The organism is Streptomyces sp. KPB2, assembly GCF_003950055.1.
GTDB classification, from domain to species: Bacteria; Actinomycetota; Actinomycetes; order Streptomycetales; family Streptomycetaceae; genus Streptomyces; species Streptomyces salinarius.
On the sequence record NZ_CP034353.1, the window covers coordinates 3,878,928 to 3,893,564 of the forward strand.

Here is a 14,637-nt window from a genome sequence, read left to right on the forward strand (position 1 = left end):
GCACCGCGCACCGGCGCACACCCGCGCCCACCGACTACGCTTCCCTGACCACCGTCCTGTGTGAGGAGCCCTCTTTTGGCCTGTGACCTGTGGCTGGTACCGCTCGTCGACGTCTTGTGCCACACGCCGGACAACCCGTTCGCCGACGAACTCGCGCAATACGACAAGGTGCTGGCCGAGGCCGGGCTGCCGCCGGTGCCGGTGTACCAGTACATGCCGGGCCTGTCCGGCGAGGTCGCGCCGGTGGCCGGCTTCGACTACGACGCGCTGCACTTCCTGCGCCGGGCGTACCTCCTCCAGGTGTGCGGTCTGCCGGTGACCCCGGTGGACGAACTCGGCGGGGACTACGAGCAGTTGCTGGAGATGTTCGAGTCGACGGCGCAGCAGTCCCACCTCGTGTGGCACTACGACCACGCGGGCGCCTACGTCCCGGTCGACTTCCCGCACCCGCTCGCCGACGACGAACTCCTCGCGGGCGGCGGCCCCCTGGGCTCCTCGCACACCCTGCTGCGGGAACTGGAGGCCGTCGCCCCGGCCCTCGGCATCGACCCGGCCAACCCCCCGGCCCCGCCGCAACCGCCGCTCGGCCCGACGGAGCTGGAGGAACCGGCGGTGCCCGCGCCGTACGACGCCAGCCCGTTCGCCCGGGAGCGCCATGTGTGGCTCGGCCTGCACGCGGCGGCGACGCGGAGCCTGGCGCAGGGGTCGATGATCGTCTTCAGCTGACCGGTCCTTCGGCCGACCGGTTCTTCGGCCGACCCGGGCCGGTCAGCCGAGCTGGGACAGGCCCTTGCGCAGATCGTCCGCGTTCATGATCGGGGAGACCTCGACCTCGGCGTTCAGCTCGGTGAAGAACGGCTCACCGGTCGGCGGCAGCTCCGAGCTGTCCTGCATGTCGAAGACCAGCAGGGCGGTCCGCCGGCCGCCGACGGGGCCGAAGTAGGCGGCCTCCGGCTTGAGCTGGTCGAGCGTCCGGCTGATCACCTCGGGCAGCTTCCCGCTGCGGATCGCCTCGTTCGCCTTCTCCGTGTCCAGCGTCGCCCTGAGCAGCACGCGCATCGCACTCACCTTCTTCTGCCGACGCGACGTGTACGCCCTCAGCCTATGCCCGTGATGTCCAGTTCGTTCAGGCGAGCGGGTTCGGCGATCACGTCAATGCCGGTGATGCGGCCGTCGGCGGCGAAGTCGAAGCGGAGGACGACGCGCAGCCTGCCGTGCTCGGCCATCGCCAGGCCGACCCGGCCGTCCACGAGGACCGCGCCGGTGAACCGGGCGCGTGCCATCGAGGCCATCGCGCCCCTGGCCACCGGCTCCACACCGCTGACGGCGAAGGGCTCGGGCGTCGGGACGACCGCCGCGTCGGCGTGCAGCACGACGTCCGGGTGGAGCAGGGCCACCAGCGCGTCGAAGTCTCCGCCGCGGGTGGCCGCCAGGTAGGCGTCGACCGCGCGGCGCCTGCGGGGCAGGTCGGCGGCGGGCGCGGGGACGCCCCGGACCCGGCGACGGGCGCGGCTGGCCAGCTGGCGGGTGGCGGCGGGGGTCTTGTCGAGCATGGCGGCGATGTCGTCGAAGGGGACGTCGAACATGTCGTGCAGGACGAACGCGAGCCGCTCCGCGGGCCCGAGGGTGTCCAGCACGATCAGCAGCGCGATCCCGACCTCCTCGGCGAGCTGCGCCTCCTCGGCCGGGTCGGCAGCGGTACCGGTACGGGCCACTCGGGTACGGGCCCCGTCGTCCAGCGGCTCCTCGCGGCGGGTGTCGCGGGTGCGGAGCAGGTTGAGGCAGACCCGCGCCACGACCGTGGTGAGCCAGCCCGAGGGGTTGTCCACCCCGGAGGTGTCCGCCCGGTCGGCCCGCAGCCAGGCCTCCTGAAGGGCGTCGTCCGCCTCGCTGAGCGACCCGAGGATCCGGTACGCGACCGCGCGCAGCCGGGGCCGGTCCCGCTCGAACTGCCGGGCCATGTCGTCGGGTCTTCCGGGCACCGTACGGGTTCCTTCCGCGTCCACCGGCCCTGCGGGGGCGGGCCCCCAGTCAACCACCCGGCGTACGCGCCCGCGCAAGGGCCCGTCACCCGACCAGGATGATCCCCGGCGGCCACAGCACCCCGGCGGCCAGCAGCAGCGCCGGTCCCAGGTGGACGGGGCACACCCGCAGCGGCGCCCGCAGGTGCCGGGCGACCTCGAAGCGGACCGGGTCGCCGCAGTCCTCGACTCCGTTCTCGCCGCCGTACGGGCCCCGGCAGACGGCGGTGCGGTCACGGTCGGTCATGCCCCGATCCGACACCACCGGGCCCGGCTGCGCCCGGCCAAGGGGGCCGAACGAAGGGCTACAGGGCGGTGGCGGCGTCGTCCAGGCCGATGCACTTGCGTTCCTGCGGGATCCACTTCACGGCGGGATCCAGGGTGGCGAGGATGCCGCCGACCTCCTCGCGGGGACCGGAGTACGTGAACTCCACGGCCGGTGAGCGGCCGTACGTCCGCAGGACGCTCACGCCGTCCCGCTTGAGCCGTGCCTCGTCCAGGACCCAGTCGACGCCGTCCGCGGTGACGCAGAGGTTGACGTTGGGCTGCAGTTCGTCGGCGCCGCAGCGGAACACGGCCTTCTGGCCGCCCCAGGACGCGACCGCGTTCCCCAGCGCCCAGTCGCGCGAGGCGCCGGGTATGTCGTCCGGGAGGCGGGAGATCACCTTGTCGCACTTGGGGTCGTCGGCGTGCGGGGCGGCGGAGACGCGGTGGCCGTCGACGTAGAAGGCACCGCCGGTCACGACGACGCCCGCCGCGGTCAGCCAGATCCACGTCCGGGTGGTGGGCTTCCGCATGTTCCGCTCGCTCCGTGCTGTCCGTGCCGTTCGTCCGCCGGGAGGGCGGCTCCGGCCAGCGTATCCGCCGTCCCGACGGCGACGGCCGGGGCCCCGTGCGGGGTCCCGGCCGTCGGTGAGGGTCCGTGGACCTAGAGGAACGAGTTGATCTCGATCGTCTCGTCCCGGCCCGGGCCGACGCCGATCGCGGAGATCGGGGCGCCGGACATCTCCTCCAGCGCCTTGACGTACGCCTGGGCGTTCTTCGGCAGGTCGGAGAAGGACTTCGCCTTGGTGATGTCCTCGCTCCAGCCGGGCAGCGTCTCGTACACCGGCTTCGCGTGGTGGAAGTCGGACTGCGAGTACGGCAGCTCCTCGACGCGCTTGCCGTCGATCTCGTAGGCGACGCAGACCGGGATCTGCTCCCAGCCGGTGAGGACGTCGAGCTTGGTGAGGAAGAAGTCGGTGAGGCCGTTGACGCGGGTGGCGTAGCGGGCGATCACCGCGTCGAACCAGCCGCAGCGCCGGTCGCGGCCGGTGGTGACGCCGCGCTCGCCGCCGATGCGGCGCAGGGCCTCGCCGTCCTCGTCGAACAGCTCGGTCGGGAACGGTCCGGCGCCGACGCGGGTCGTGTACGCCTTGAGGATGCCGATGACCCGGCTGATCTTCGTCGGGCCCACGCCGGCGCCGGTGCAGGCGCCGCCCGCGGTCGGGTTCGACGAGGTGACGAAGGGGTACGTGCCGTGGTCGATGTCCAGGAGCGTGCCCTGACCGCCCTCGAAGAGGACCACCTTGTCGTCGTCGAGGGCCTGGTTGAGGACCAGGACGGTGTCGGCGACGTACGGGGCGAGCTTGTCGGCGTAGCCCAGCAGCTCCTCGACGACCTGGCCGGTGGCGATGGCGCGGCGGTTGTAGAGCTTGGTGAGCATCTGGTTCTTGACGTCGAGCGCCGCCTCGACCTTCTGGGTGAGGATCGACTCGTCGTAGAGGTCCTGGACCCGGATGCCCACGCGGTTGATCTTGTCGGCGTAGGTCGGGCCGATGCCGCGCCCGGTGGTGCCGATCTTGCGCTTGCCGAGGAAGCGTTCCGTCACCTTGTCGACGGTGACGTTGTACGGCGTGATGATGTGAGCGTTGCCGCTGATCAGGAGCTTGGACGTGTCGACGCCGCGCTCGTTCAGCCCGCTCAGCTCGGAGAACAGGACCGACGGGTCGACGACGACGCCGTTGCCGATGACCGGCGTGCAGCCGGGGGAGAGAATCCCGGAAGGGAGCAGGTGGAGGGCGTACTTCTGGTCGCCCACGACTACCGTGTGGCCGGCGTTGTTGCCGCCCTGGTAGCGCACCACGTAGTCGACGGAACCACCGAGCAGGTCCGTCGCCTTTCCCTTGCCTTCGTCACCCCACTGAGCACCGAGCAGCACAAGTGCGGGCACGCGCGTACACCCCTTCCGGGCGGGGCATGTCCATGGTCGAGGGCGTATGCGACGGGTTTCCGCCACGTACACCGCGACCGTCGTTGGCCGCCAACCGTCGGACCGGGTGCCCCGGAATAGACGAAGCCCCTGGCGCAACAGCGCAAGGGGCTCTTGCACAAAGATGCTACCCGAGGAAGTGAGGCATGGCCGAGGTGGCGACTTCCGCGAGCTCTTCCGCGAACCCTTCCGCGAGGCCCGATCAGCTTCTGGTGGTCGTCGATCCGGCCGCCCGGCGGCTGGACGGGGAGTCCGTCCGGATCGCGAAGGACGTGCTCAGCGCGGGTGTTTCGCACACGAAGGTGTGTCTGCCGGACGGCCCGGAGGAGTTCGCGCGGGCGCTCGGGCGGCGTGGCTCGCGGCGTCCGGTGGTGATCGGCGACGACAGCGCGCTGCTGCGCGCCGTGGCCCTGCTGCACCGGCGGCGGGAGCTGGCGGGCTGCGCCCTGTCGGTGGTGCCGGTGGGCCCGGCGCTCGGTCTCGCCCGGTCCCTGGGGCTGCCGACCGGGGCGGTGGCGGCGGCGCGGGCCGTCCTCGACGGGGCGGAACGGCGCCTGGACCTGCTCGTCGACGACAGCGACGGGGTGGTGCTGGGGGCGGTGGGGATTCCGCCGGGTCCGGTCCCCGCACCGGAGCGGGCCGACGGGGATCCCGGCGCGGGACCGCTGCGCCCCTGGCTGCGGACCTGTCAGTCGCTCGTACGGACGCTGGCGTCCTCGCGTCCGGCGCGGACCGCCGTGGCGCCGGGGGTGGCCGGTCCGGCCCGGCTGCGGGTGGAGGTGGACGGGGTGACGCTGGTGGACCTGGACCAGCCGGTGGAGGCGCTGACGGTGATGCCGGGCGGCGGAGGGGTCGCGGTGGTGGAGGCGCGGCCGCTGTCGGTGGGCGCGCAGGCGGCGCCGCTGACGGCGAGCGGACGCACGGTGACCGTGTCGGGGGCGCACTTCCGGTACCGGGCCGACGCGGTGGTGTGCGGACCGGTGGGGACGCGGACGTGGGTGGCGCGCGAGGGGGCGTGGGGGCTGACGCTGCCGGCGGGGTAGGGCGCCGACGGGCGGAAACGGCGTGCGCGGGCCCGAGGCGGGCGCCTACGCTCTCCGTCGGACCTGATCAGGGGGGCGCGTGAGCCAGTACTTCGACGTGGGCGACGAGACGCTGTGGAATCCGTCCAACGGGGCGGCGCGGCTGTTCCTGCGACACGTGGCCGTGTACGAGGCCGAGCTGGGCACCCCGTCGGGCGTCGGCGAGATGATCAACGACGAGTGCCAGATCGATACCGGCGCCTACGAGAGGTTCGTGAACGTCCTGGTCGAGTGGCACCACGGCACCCGGCACCGGATCATCCACACCCTCGCCCGCGGCTTCGTCGTCACGGCCCTGGCCCTCGCGAACCGGGCGGGGGCCGAGGTGCGCTTCCCGGACGCCGGTGCGGACGGCGGACTGGAGGGGCGCGCCGACGTGCAGGTACCGGCACCCGCGCACCGGCACTCGGAGTGGGAGGAACACCTGCGCGAGCAGGCCGCGGCCGTCGAACGCGCCATGCCCCGCTGAGCCGCCCCGCCGTCAGCCGGCGCCGAAGGTCTTCTCCCGGTGCACCCGCCAGCGTTCCATCATCGCCGCGATCTCCCCGTCCACGAACTCGAAGAAGGCGAGCGTCTCGGCCATGCGCCGGCCCGCCGGGGTGTCGGCGCCGAGGCTGGCGACGCCCTCGCGCAGGGCGCTCTCCCAGCGCTTGAGCACGGCCTCGCGGTTGGTCAGCGCCTCGTACCACTGGTTGCTGTGCACCCGGTAGCGCTCCCGGCGCGAGCCCGGTTCGCGTTCGCGCGCGACCATGTGCTGCTGGGAGAGGTAGCGCACGGCGCCGGAGACGGCGGCGGGACTGACCCGAAGGCTCTCGCCGAGTTCGGCGGAGGTCAGTGAGCCCGAGTCGGAGGCCAGCAGGGCGGTGAAGACCCGGGCCGGCATGCGCTGCATCCCGGCCTCGACGAGCTGGGCCGCGAAGCCCTCCACGAACTTCGACACCGCCTCGGGGTCGCGCCCCGCCTCCGCTGGTTCCGTCGTCATCCGTCGATCATCCCTCACCCGGCGCGACCCCTCATCCTGACGGTTTCTTAACTTCACAAATTTCTGAAAGAAGCGTACGTTCCGAATCATGACGAAGGCAATCAGCGTCTCCGGACTGCACAAGGCGTTCGGACGCACGCACGCGCTGGACGGTCTCGACCTGGAGGTCGGGGCCGGCGAGGTCCACGGGTTCCTCGGGCCCAACGGAGCGGGCAAGTCCACCACCATCCGGGTCCTGCTCGGCCTGCTGCGTGCCGACTCGGGCGCCGCCCAGGTGCTCGGCCGCGACCCGTGGGCGGACGCGGTGGAGGTGCACCGGCGGATCGCGTACGTCCCCGGCGACGTGACGCTGTGGCGCAACCTCTCCGGCGGCGAGGTCATCGACCTCTTCGGCCGCCTGCGCGGCGGACTGGACTCCCGGCGCCGCGCCGAGCTGGTCGAACGCTTCGAACTCGACCCGACCAAGAAGGGCCGCACCTACTCCAAGGGCAACCGCCAGAAGGTGGCCCTGGTGGCCGCCTTCGCCTCCGACGTCGACCTGCTGATCCTCGACGAACCCACCTCCGGACTCGACCCGCTGATGGAGGAGGTCTTCCAGCGCTGCGTGGCGGAGGAGCGCGAGCGCGGCCGGACGGTGCTGCTCTCCTCCCACATCCTCAGCGAGGTCGAGGAGCTGTGCGACCGGGTCAGCATCATCCGCAAGGGGCGGACCGTCGAGAGCGGCTCGCTCGCCGACCTGCGCCACCTGACCCGCACCAGCGTCACCGCCGAACTCGCGGGCGCCCCGAACGGGCTCGCCCACCTGCCGGGCGTCCACGACCTCGACGTCCGGGGACACCGCGTCCGGCTCCAGGTCGACACCGACAAGCTGGACGCCGTCCTGAGGTCGCTGAGCGAGACCGGCGTGCGCTCGCTGACGTCGACGCCGCCGACGCTGGAGGAGATGTTCCTGCGGCACTACCAGGCCGAGGACGCCGAGGGCGCGGAGTCCGGGGCGGAGGTGACGGCGCGATGACCGCCACCGCCGACGCCACCGCCACGGCCTTCGCGGCCCGGTCCGGCGGCTCGCGCCAACTGGCCGGCACCGGCACGCTGCTGCGCTTCGCCCTGCGCCGCGACCGCGTGCTGATCCCCGTCTGGGTCGGGGTGAACGCGCTCATGGTGCTGTCCATGCCGGGCACCATCAAGGGCCTGTACGGCACCGCCGCCGAACGCGCCGACCTGATGCGGCAGATGGAGACCAACGCCTCGCTCCGCGCCCTGGTCGGCCCCGTCTTCGACGACGGTCTCGGCGCGCTCACGGCCTGGCGCGTGGGCCTGTACGCCGGTGCGCTCGCCGCCGTGATGAGCCTGCTGATCGTCGTACGGCACACCCGCGACGAGGAGGAGAGCGGGCGGCAGGAGGTCGTCGCCTCCGGAATGGTCGGCCGTCGGGCCCCGCTCACGGCGGCGCTGCTGGCGGCGGCGGTCGCCAACGCCGTACTGGCGCTGCTGATCGCCGTCGGACTGGCCGGACAGGGGGCGGCCGGCGCGCCGGCCCTCGGGCTCGGGGTCGCGGGCGTCGGGATGCTCTTCGCGACCATGGCGGCGATCGTCGCCCAGCTCACCGAGAGCGCGCGGCTGGCCCGGGGGCTGACGGCGGCGGTGCTGGGCGGGGCCTTCGTACTGCGGGCGGCGGGCGACTCGGCGACGGACGACGGTTCGTCGGTCCTGACCTGGGTGTCGCCGCTGGGCTGGCTGGAGAACGTGCGGGCCTTCGCCGACGAGCGGTGGTGGGTACTGCTGTTGCTCGCGGGCGCGGCGGCCGTGCAGGGGGTGGTGGCCTACACCCTGGCCGGACGCCGGGACCTCGGCATGAGCTTCCTGCCGACCCGGCCGGGACCGGCCGCCGGGCGCCTGCGTACGGCCGGTGCGCTGGCCTGGCGCCTTCAGCGCGGCAGCGTCCTCGGCTGGAGCATCGGCTTCTTCGCCGCCGGGGTCGTCTACGGCGGGATGACGGAGGGCGCGGCCGATCTGGTCGGGGACAACGAACAGGCCCGCGAGATCATCGAGCGGATGGGCGGGCAGGCCGGGCTCACCGACGCGTTCGTGTCGGCCATGGTCGGCATGCTCGGGCTGATCGCCGCGCTCTACGTCGTGGCGTCGGTGCTGCGGCTCAGCGGCGAGGAGACGTCCGGGCGCGCGGAACCGGTGCTCGCGGGTGCGGTGGGCCGGCTGCGGTGGGCCGCGGGCCACCTGGTGATCGCCTTCGGCGGCGCGGCGCTCATCATGCTGCTCGCCGGGCTCGGCTTCGCCGCCGGGTACGGGCAGGACTTCGGGGCGATCCTGGGCGCGTGCCTGGTCCAGCTCCCGGCGGTGTGGGTGATCGGCGGGGCGGCGGTGCTGCTGCACGGGCTGCTGCCCCGGGCGGCGGTGGCCGCGTGGGCCGTCGCGGGCGCCGTACTGCTGCTGGGGTGGGTCGGACCGGCGCTGGACGTGCCGCAGACCGTGCTGGACCTGTCCCCGTTCGGACACCTGCCGAAGCTGCCCGGCGGGGAGATGAGCTGGTCGCCGGTGCTGGTGCTGGTCCTGATCGCGGCGGCGCTGGTGGCGGCGGGGCTCGCCGGGTTGCGGCGGCGGGACCTGACGTGACGTTCGCGGGGCCGGTCCGGGCCGCAGACGTCGGGATCCGGACAGATCGCGGCGGATCGCGGCGGCCCCTTGCGGGGAGGCGACACAACGGAAATAGTTGAACGCTAAACCACAACGGGAGGGGAGCACCCACATGAGCGTCGCGCTCGTACGCAACCCCGGCGAAGGCACCCACTACCGCTACTACGACAGCGTCCAGGAACAGGTCGTGTCGCACACCGAGACGCAGGGAGTCGTCAGCGTCGCGCGGCTGACCATGCGCCGCGCGGACGCACCGCCCCTGCACGTGCACAGCCACGAGGACGAGAGCTGGGTGGTGCTGTCCGGCCGCCTCCGCTTCTGGGTCGGCTCGGCCTCGCTCGACGCCTGCGAGGTCCACGACGCCGGACCCGGCGCCTATGTCTTCGGCCCCCGGTCGGTCCCCCACACCTTCCAGCCGCTCACCACGACGGCGGAGGTGCTGGTCATCAACAACCCGGGGGCGATCGAGGGCTACTTCCGCTCGGTCGGACACGCCGACGCCCGGCACGACCTGGACCACGTGGACGGACTCGCCCGGTACGGGGTGACCCTCCTGGACGACCCGCCCCACGCCTAGCACCTCCCCCCGCCTCCCGCGCCGTGCGGAAACCGGCGCGGGGGCCGGCGGCGTCCTCGTGGGCATGAAGCGAGACGCGGTGACTGGTGGCGGGTGCCTGGTGTCGGCGGCGGGTGTCGTGGGCGCCGTATGGCTGTGGGGCGCCTCGGACCGCACGCAGCGGCACCTCGGCAACGGGTTCGAGAACAACGGGCAGGACTTCGGCGCCGTCCTCACCGAGCTGCCGTTCGTCTTCCTCGCCGGGGCCGTCGTGCCCGCCGCCGTCTGGGGGCTCGGCGCCTGGCTGCTGGGGCGGCGCCGACGCCCCCGGGAGTCACAGTTCCACGCGTAGTTCCGTCAGGCCGCGCATCACGAAGTTCGGCCTGCGTTCCGGTTCCGCCGCCAGGCGCAGGCCGGGGGCCCGCTCCAGCAGGGACGTCATGGACGCCGCCAGCTCGATGCGGGCCAACGGGGCGCCGATGCAGTAGTGGATGCCGGCGCTGAAGGAGATGTGGGGGTTGTCCCGGCGGGTGAGGTCGAGGCGTTCCGGGTCGGGGAAGACCGCCGGGTCGTGGTTGGCGGAACCGAACAGCATCGCCACCTCCGCGCCGCGCGGCAGGGTCGTCCCGTCGATCTCGATCTCGTCCAGGACCCAGCGTTCGAAGAGCTGGAGCGGGGTGTCGTAGCGCATCAGCTCCTCCACGGCCGACGGGACGAGCGAGTGGTCGGCGCGCAGAGCCGCCAGCTGGTCGGGGTGGCGGAAGAGGGCCAGCCAGCCGTTGGTGGTCGCGTTCACCGTGGCCTCGTGACCGGCGTTCAGGAGCAGGACGCAGGTCGAGATCATCTCCTGCTCGGTGAGGCGGTCGTCGTCCTCGTCGTGCGCCGCGATCAGGCCCGAGATCAGGTCGTCGCCGGGGTCCTTGCGACGGGCCGCGATGAGGGTGCGCAGGTAGTCGGAGAAGTCGAGCGACGCCCGGACCGCCTTCGCCGCCGTCTCCTCGGACGGGTTCAGCTCGTACATCCCGCAGATGTCCGCCGACCAGGGGCGCAGCGGGGCCCGGTCGGACTCCGGGATGCCCAGCATCTCCGCGATCACGGCGACCGGCAGCGGCTCGGCCACGTCCGTCAGCAGATCGCCGCCGCCCGCCGCCACCAGCCGGGCCACCAGGTCGTCCGCCAGACCGTGCACGTACGGCCGCAGCCGCTCCACCGTGCGCGGCGTGAACGCCTTCGACACCAGACGCCGGATACGGGTGTGGTCCGGCGGCTCCAGGTCGAGCATGCCGTGGTCGTTCAGCGTGTGGAAGGGCTCGTGCTCCGGCGGGGGCGGGGTCCGCCCGAACTCCTCGTGCGTGAAACGGTGCTGGTAGGTCCGCCCGAGGCGGCGGTCGCGCAGCAGCGCCGAGACATCCGCGTGGTGCGGGACCAGCCACTGGTCGCTCGGCTCGTAGTAGAGCACGCGCCCCTTCGCCCGCAGCTCGGCGAAGGCGGGGTACGGGTCGGCGACGAACGCCGGGTCCCAGGGGTCGAACGCGAGTCCGGACGCGGGGTCGGACGCGCGACCGGTCGCGGAGTCGGATGCAGCCGTCATGGACGGACAGTAGGACCTCGACCGGCCCTGTGCCCAGAGTGCCGACCGCCCGTGTGAGGGGTCTTGACCTCGCGCCGCTGGAGCCTTAGCTTCCTTGACCAATATTTCGGAAAGCCCTCCGAAACATTCGGTACGACGGAATGAGACGCCCCGCAATGAGATCCGTTCGTTTCGCCACCGTGGCCCTCGCCACCGCCGCCCTGACGCTGCCGCTCGTCGCGGGAACCGCCGCGGCCGGCCCGTCTTCCGGCCGGCACCCCGCACCGCACTCCCACGCCAAGTTCGACCGGTTGCGCGAAGCCGCCCCCGAGGGCTTCCACGTGGGCACCGCCGTGGCGGGCGGCGGCCACCACCTGGAGCAGGACTACCCGGACCCGTTCACCTCGGACAAGGAGTACCGGAAGGTCCTGGGGCGCCAGTTCGACTCGGTCTCCCCCGAGAACCAGATGAAGTGGGAGTTCATCCACCCCGAGCGCGACCGGTACAACTTCGCGGCGGCGGACGCCATCGTCGACTTCGCCGAGCGCCACCGCCAAGTCGTGCGCGGTCACACGCTTCTGTGGCACAGCCAGAACCCGCAGTGGCTGGAGCAGGGCGACTTCTCCGACGACGAACTGCGCGCGATCCTGCGCGAGCACATCACCACCGTCGTCGGCCGGTACGCCGGACGGATCCAGCAGTGGGACGTCGCAAACGAGATTTTCGACGACCAGGGCAAGCTCCGTACACAGGACAACATCTGGATCCGCGAGCTCGGCCCGGGCATCGTCGCGGACGCCTTCCGCTGGGCCCACGAGGCCGACCCGAAGGCGAAGCTGTTCTTCAACGACTACGGCGTCGAAAGCGTCAACGCCAAGAGCGACGCCTACTACGCCCTCACCCGGGACCTGCGCCGGCAGGGCGTGCCGGTGGACGGCTTCTCCGTACAGGCACACCTGAGCACGCGGTACGGCTTCCCCGCGGACCTGGAGACGAACCTGCGGCGCTTCGACGCGCTGGGCCTGGAAACCGCCGTCACCGAGCTGGACGTACGGATGGACCTGCCGGCCGACGGTGAACCCACCGCCGCGCAGCAGAAGCAGCAGGCCGACTACTACCGGCGGACGCTGTCGGCGTGCCTGGCCGTCGAGGACTGCAACTCGTTCACCATCTGGGGCTTCACCGACAAGTACTCGTGGGTGCCGGTGTTCTTCGAGGGCGAGGGCTCCGCGACGGTCATGACCGACGACTTCCACCGCAAGCCCGCCTTCTACGCCCTGCGGGACACTTTGAAGGCGGCGGCACGCAAGCACTGACGCCCGCCGTCCGCCGGGTCTGCCGGGTCCGCCGCGGGGCCGTCGCCCCACACTCCGCGGCGGGGTCGGCCTCTCTGCGCATACGTATGGTGCGAGCTCGGTGCCGGTCAGCCCGGCGTCACCAGCCGCGCCTCGTAGGCGAAGACCGCCGCCTGGGTGCGGTCGCGCAGGCCGAGCTTGACCAGGACGCGGCTGACGTGGGTCTTGATGGTCGACTCGGCGACGACCAGGCGTTCGGCGATCTCCGCGTTGGACAGGCCCTGCGCGATCAGGACCAGGACCTCCGTCTCGCGCTCGGTCAGGTCGCCGTACGCCGCCTGCGCCGAGGGCATCAGGCGCGGGGCGTCGGACAGCTTGGAGAACTCGGTGATCAGACGCTTGGTGATGGACGGCGCCAAAAGGGCCTCGCCGGCCGCCACCACCCTGACACCGTCGGCGAGCTGACGGGCCGAGGCGTCCTTGAGGAGGAAGCCGGACGCGCCCGCGCGCAGTGCCTGGTACACGTACTCGTCGAGGTCGAAGGTGGTCAGCACCAGCACCTTCGAAGTGCCGTCCGCCGCGACGATCTCCCGGGTCGCCTCGATGCCGTTCAGCTCGGGCATGCGGATGTCCATCAGGACCACGTCCGGCGCGAGCTCGCGGACCTTGGCCACCGCCTCCCGGCCGTTGACCGCCTCACCGGCGACCTCGATGTCCGGCATCGCGTTCAACAGGACCGAGAAGCCCTCGCGCACCATCATCTGGTCGTCGGCGATCAGTACGCGGATCGTCATGCCTCGTCCTCGGTCTGCACCGTGACCGGCAGGAACACCGTCACCTCGTACCCTCCGTCGTCGGTCGGCCCCGCCGTCATCCCGCCGTTCAGCATCGAGACGCGTTCGCGCATGCCAGTGATGCCGTGGCCGGCGCCGGGCGACGGCTTGACCAGGGTGTTCGGCGGAATCGCGGTGTTGACCACACGCAGGCCCAGGCCGCCCAGGACGTAGGAGACCTCCACGCGGGCGGTCGCCCCTGGGGCGTGCCGCAGGGTGTTGCTCAGCGCCTCCTGCACGATCCGGTACGCCGACAGCTCCACGCCGGGCGGCAGCTCGCGCACCGCGCCGGTCACCGCCTTGTCGACCGTCAGACCGGCCTCGCGCACATTGGCGAGCAGGGCGTCCAGGTCGGCGAGCGTCGGCTGCGGGGCGTCCGGGGCCTCGTAGTCCTCGGCGCGGACGACGCCGAGGACGCGGCGCAGCTCGGTGAGGGCCGCCACCGCGTTCTCCCTGATCGTGGCGAAGGCACGCTCCAGCTCCTCGGGCGGATTCTCCACCCGGTAGGGCGCGGCCTCGGCCTGGATGGCGACGACCGACATGTGGTGGGCGACCACGTCGTGCAGCTCGCGGGCGATGGTGGTGCGCTCCTCCAGCAGGGTGCGGCGGGAGCGCTCGTGCGCGGTGACCGTCTGCTGGGCGGTGACCTCCTTGCGGGCGGTCTGCCGTATGTGCCAGAGACAGACCAGGAGCAGGGCGAACGCGGACGTCACCATCATGGGCGCGCTGTTCGTGTAGTAGTACGCCCCGCCGAAGAAGACGTCCGCGAAGAAGGCGTACACGCAGGTCAGGACCCACATCCAGACGGCGGTGCGGGGCCGGGTGCGCAGCGCCACGATGATCAGCACCGCGAGGTGGCAGATGAACGCGCCCGGCATCCAGGGCCAGTCCCACCCGGCGCCGTTGATGAGCGCCACCAGCGGCGTGACGGCGAGGGACATCCAGAAGGCACCGATCGGCCGGAGCAGCGTGGCGAGCACCGGGAGGGCGCACAGGATGCCGGACAGCAGGGCCGGTACGTCACCGCCGGGCAGGTCCCCCGAGACCGAGCCGACGACGAACGCGATGAACGCGATCGCCCCCACCACCGCGTGCGGAAGGTACTGCGCGTCCGTCCGCAGCCTGCCGGGCAGCCGGCGGACGAACGGGCCGTCGGTGGGCCGGGGCGGCAGGCGGCGGTAGGCGAAGGGGTCGTGGAACAGATCCTGGCGCAGGCCCCGCAGGGAGGTCCGCGCCAGCCGGTACTCCTGGCTGCGGGTCTCGCCCTCGTGCTGCTGGTGGGTCGTCTCGGTCACGCTCACACGGTAGGCCGACCGGGAGCGGCCGGTCGTCCCCGTGGAGAGGGGTTCCGCGGCATCCCTCTCAAGTACTACGGGGGCCACTGCGCCTCGCTCC

17 protein-coding genes are annotated in these 14,637 nt (G+C 72.3%); 8 read left to right on the forward strand and 9 right to left on the reverse strand.

The genetic code is table 11. From position 1 onward, the window contains the following. Positions 1 to 75: 75 nt before the first annotated feature. On the forward strand, positions 76 to 726 hold the full coding sequence (locus tag D1J63_RS17175) for a hypothetical protein (protein ID WP_125629709.1): 651 nt from the start codon (positions 76 to 78) through the stop codon (positions 724 to 726). A 42-nt stretch (positions 727 to 768) separates the two neighbouring features. Here the strand turns inward: D1J63_RS17175 and D1J63_RS17180 are convergent, their stop codons facing one another. From D1J63_RS17180 to D1J63_RS17200, 5 genes are all read right to left on the reverse strand, one after another. After that, entirely contained in the window at positions 769 to 1,059 is a 291-nt protein-coding gene (locus D1J63_RS17180) for a hypothetical protein (RefSeq protein ID WP_102930194.1), read from the reverse strand. 38 nt (positions 1,060 to 1,097) lie between these two features. Continuing rightward, positions 1,098 to 1,982 (reverse strand): sigma-70 family RNA polymerase sigma factor, encoded by an 885-nt coding sequence (locus D1J63_RS17185; RefSeq protein ID WP_125629711.1) that lies wholly within the window; start codon positions 1,980 to 1,982, stop codon positions 1,098 to 1,100. 85 nt (positions 1,983 to 2,067) lie between these two features. Then, positions 2,068 to 2,268, reverse strand: a complete 201-nt coding sequence (locus D1J63_RS17190) for a hypothetical protein (RefSeq protein WP_102929870.1) — start codon at positions 2,266 to 2,268, stop codon at positions 2,068 to 2,070. 58 nt (positions 2,269 to 2,326) lie between these two features. Further along, complete coding sequence (locus D1J63_RS17195; protein ID WP_125629713.1) at positions 2,327 to 2,818, reverse strand: DUF3515 family protein; 492 nt, start codon at positions 2,816 to 2,818, stop codon at positions 2,327 to 2,329. Positions 2,819 to 2,949: 131 nt separating this feature from the next. Further along, positions 2,950 to 4,233 carry an adenylosuccinate synthase gene (locus D1J63_RS17200; RefSeq protein ID WP_003975310.1) on the reverse strand — a complete coding sequence of 428 codons (1,284 nt, stop codon included), beginning with the start codon at positions 4,231 to 4,233 and terminating at the stop codon, positions 2,950 to 2,952. 185 nt (positions 4,234 to 4,418) lie between these two features. Here D1J63_RS17200 and D1J63_RS17205 point away from each other — a divergent pair, with 185 nt between their 5' ends. After that, positions 4,419 to 5,315 carry a diacylglycerol kinase family protein gene (locus D1J63_RS17205; protein WP_125629715.1) on the forward strand — a complete coding sequence of 299 codons (897 nt, stop codon included), beginning with the start codon at positions 4,419 to 4,421 and terminating at the stop codon, positions 5,313 to 5,315. 79 nt (positions 5,316 to 5,394) lie between these two features. Continuing rightward, positions 5,395 to 5,823, forward strand: a complete 429-nt coding sequence (locus D1J63_RS17210) for a DUF6086 family protein (protein ID WP_125629717.1) — start codon at positions 5,395 to 5,397, stop codon at positions 5,821 to 5,823. A gap of 12 nt (positions 5,824 to 5,835) precedes the next feature. On the opposite strand, the gene D1J63_RS17215 is transcribed toward D1J63_RS17210, so the two are convergent. Next, a complete protein-coding gene (locus D1J63_RS17215) occupies positions 5,836 to 6,336 on the reverse strand; it encodes a MarR family transcriptional regulator (RefSeq protein ID WP_176154466.1) in 501 nt (166 codons plus the stop codon). 88 nt (positions 6,337 to 6,424) lie between these two features. Between D1J63_RS17215 and D1J63_RS17220 the strand changes: the two genes are divergently transcribed. The 4 genes from D1J63_RS17220 to D1J63_RS17235 all read left to right on the forward strand — a co-directional run bounded on the left by D1J63_RS17220 (position 6,425) and on the right by D1J63_RS17235 (position 9,896). Beyond that, positions 6,425 to 7,351, forward strand: coding sequence for an ABC transporter ATP-binding protein (locus D1J63_RS17220; protein ID WP_125629719.1), 927 nt, complete (start codon positions 6,425 to 6,427; stop codon positions 7,349 to 7,351). Further along, positions 7,348 to 8,967: an ABC transporter permease gene (locus tag D1J63_RS17225; RefSeq protein ID WP_125629721.1), complete on the forward strand. Its 1,620-nt coding sequence runs from the start codon at positions 7,348 to 7,350 to the stop codon at positions 8,965 to 8,967. Before D1J63_RS17220 ends, D1J63_RS17225 begins: the two co-directional genes overlap by 4 nt. A 133-nt stretch (positions 8,968 to 9,100) precedes the next feature. Then, a complete protein-coding gene (locus tag D1J63_RS17230) occupies positions 9,101 to 9,565 on the forward strand; it encodes a cupin domain-containing protein (protein ID WP_125629723.1) in 465 nt (154 codons plus the stop codon). 64 nt (positions 9,566 to 9,629) lie between these two features. After that, the gene (locus D1J63_RS17235; protein ID WP_125629725.1) at positions 9,630 to 9,896 is read left to right on the forward strand and encodes a hypothetical protein; all 267 of its coding nucleotides are present in this window, start codon (positions 9,630 to 9,632) and stop codon (positions 9,894 to 9,896) included. Here the strand turns inward: D1J63_RS17235 and D1J63_RS17240 are convergent. Then, a complete protein-coding gene (locus D1J63_RS17240) occupies positions 9,879 to 11,135 on the reverse strand; it encodes a cytochrome P450 (RefSeq protein ID WP_125629727.1) in 1,257 nt (418 codons plus the stop codon). The two genes, D1J63_RS17235 and D1J63_RS17240, sit on opposite strands and share 18 nt — an antisense overlap. Positions 11,136 to 11,290: 155 nt before the next feature. On the opposite strand from D1J63_RS17240, the gene D1J63_RS17245 reads away from it, so the two are divergent. Continuing rightward, the gene (locus D1J63_RS17245; RefSeq protein WP_125629729.1) at positions 11,291 to 12,430 is read left to right on the forward strand and encodes an endo-1,4-beta-xylanase; all 1,140 of its coding nucleotides are present in this window, start codon (positions 11,291 to 11,293) and stop codon (positions 12,428 to 12,430) included. Between the two features lie 107 nt (positions 12,431 to 12,537). On the opposite strand, the gene D1J63_RS17250 is transcribed toward D1J63_RS17245, so the two are convergent. Together D1J63_RS17250 and D1J63_RS17255 are read right to left on the reverse strand one after the other, a co-directional pair. Further along, positions 12,538 to 13,203: a response regulator transcription factor gene (locus D1J63_RS17250; protein WP_102929861.1), complete on the reverse strand. Its 666-nt coding sequence runs from the start codon at positions 13,201 to 13,203 to the stop codon at positions 12,538 to 12,540. After that, positions 13,200 to 14,624, reverse strand: coding sequence for a histidine kinase (locus D1J63_RS17255; RefSeq protein ID WP_125629732.1), 1,425 nt, complete (start codon positions 14,622 to 14,624; stop codon positions 13,200 to 13,202). Before D1J63_RS17255 ends, D1J63_RS17250 begins: the two co-directional genes overlap by 4 nt. Between the last annotated feature and the right edge of the window lie 13 nt (positions 14,625 to 14,637).

Coding starts and splice junctions, on each gene's coding strand:
- D1J63_RS17235 (WP_125629725.1), top strand. CDS start 9,630: ATGAAGCGAGACGCGGTGACTGGTGGCGGGTGCCTGGTGTCGGCGGCG.
- D1J63_RS17225 (WP_125629721.1), top strand. CDS start 7,348: ATGACCGCCACCGCCGACGCCACCGCCACGGCCTTCGCGGCCCGGTCC.
- D1J63_RS17180 (WP_102930194.1), bottom strand. CDS start 1,059: ATGCGCGTGCTGCTCAGGGCGACGCTGGACACGGAGAAGGCGAACGAG.
- D1J63_RS17195 (WP_125629713.1), bottom strand. CDS start 2,818: ATGCGGAAGCCCACCACCCGGACGTGGATCTGGCTGACCGCGGCGGGC.
- D1J63_RS17190 (WP_102929870.1), bottom strand. CDS start 2,268: ATGACCGACCGTGACCGCACCGCCGTCTGCCGGGGCCCGTACGGCGGC.
- D1J63_RS17245 (WP_125629729.1), top strand. CDS start 11,291: ATGAGATCCGTTCGTTTCGCCACCGTGGCCCTCGCCACCGCCGCCCTG.
- D1J63_RS17215 (WP_176154466.1), bottom strand. CDS start 6,336: ATGACGACGGAACCAGCGGAGGCGGGGCGCGACCCCGAGGCGGTGTCG.
- D1J63_RS17240 (WP_125629727.1), bottom strand. CDS start 11,135: ATGACGGCTGCATCCGACTCCGCGACCGGTCGCGCGTCCGACCCCGCG.
- D1J63_RS17220 (WP_125629719.1), top strand. CDS start 6,425: ATGACGAAGGCAATCAGCGTCTCCGGACTGCACAAGGCGTTCGGACGC.
- D1J63_RS17250 (WP_102929861.1), bottom strand. CDS start 13,203: ATGACGATCCGCGTACTGATCGCCGACGACCAGATGATGGTGCGCGAG.
- D1J63_RS17205 (WP_125629715.1), top strand. CDS start 4,419: ATGGCCGAGGTGGCGACTTCCGCGAGCTCTTCCGCGAACCCTTCCGCG.
- D1J63_RS17230 (WP_125629723.1), top strand. CDS start 9,101: ATGAGCGTCGCGCTCGTACGCAACCCCGGCGAAGGCACCCACTACCGC.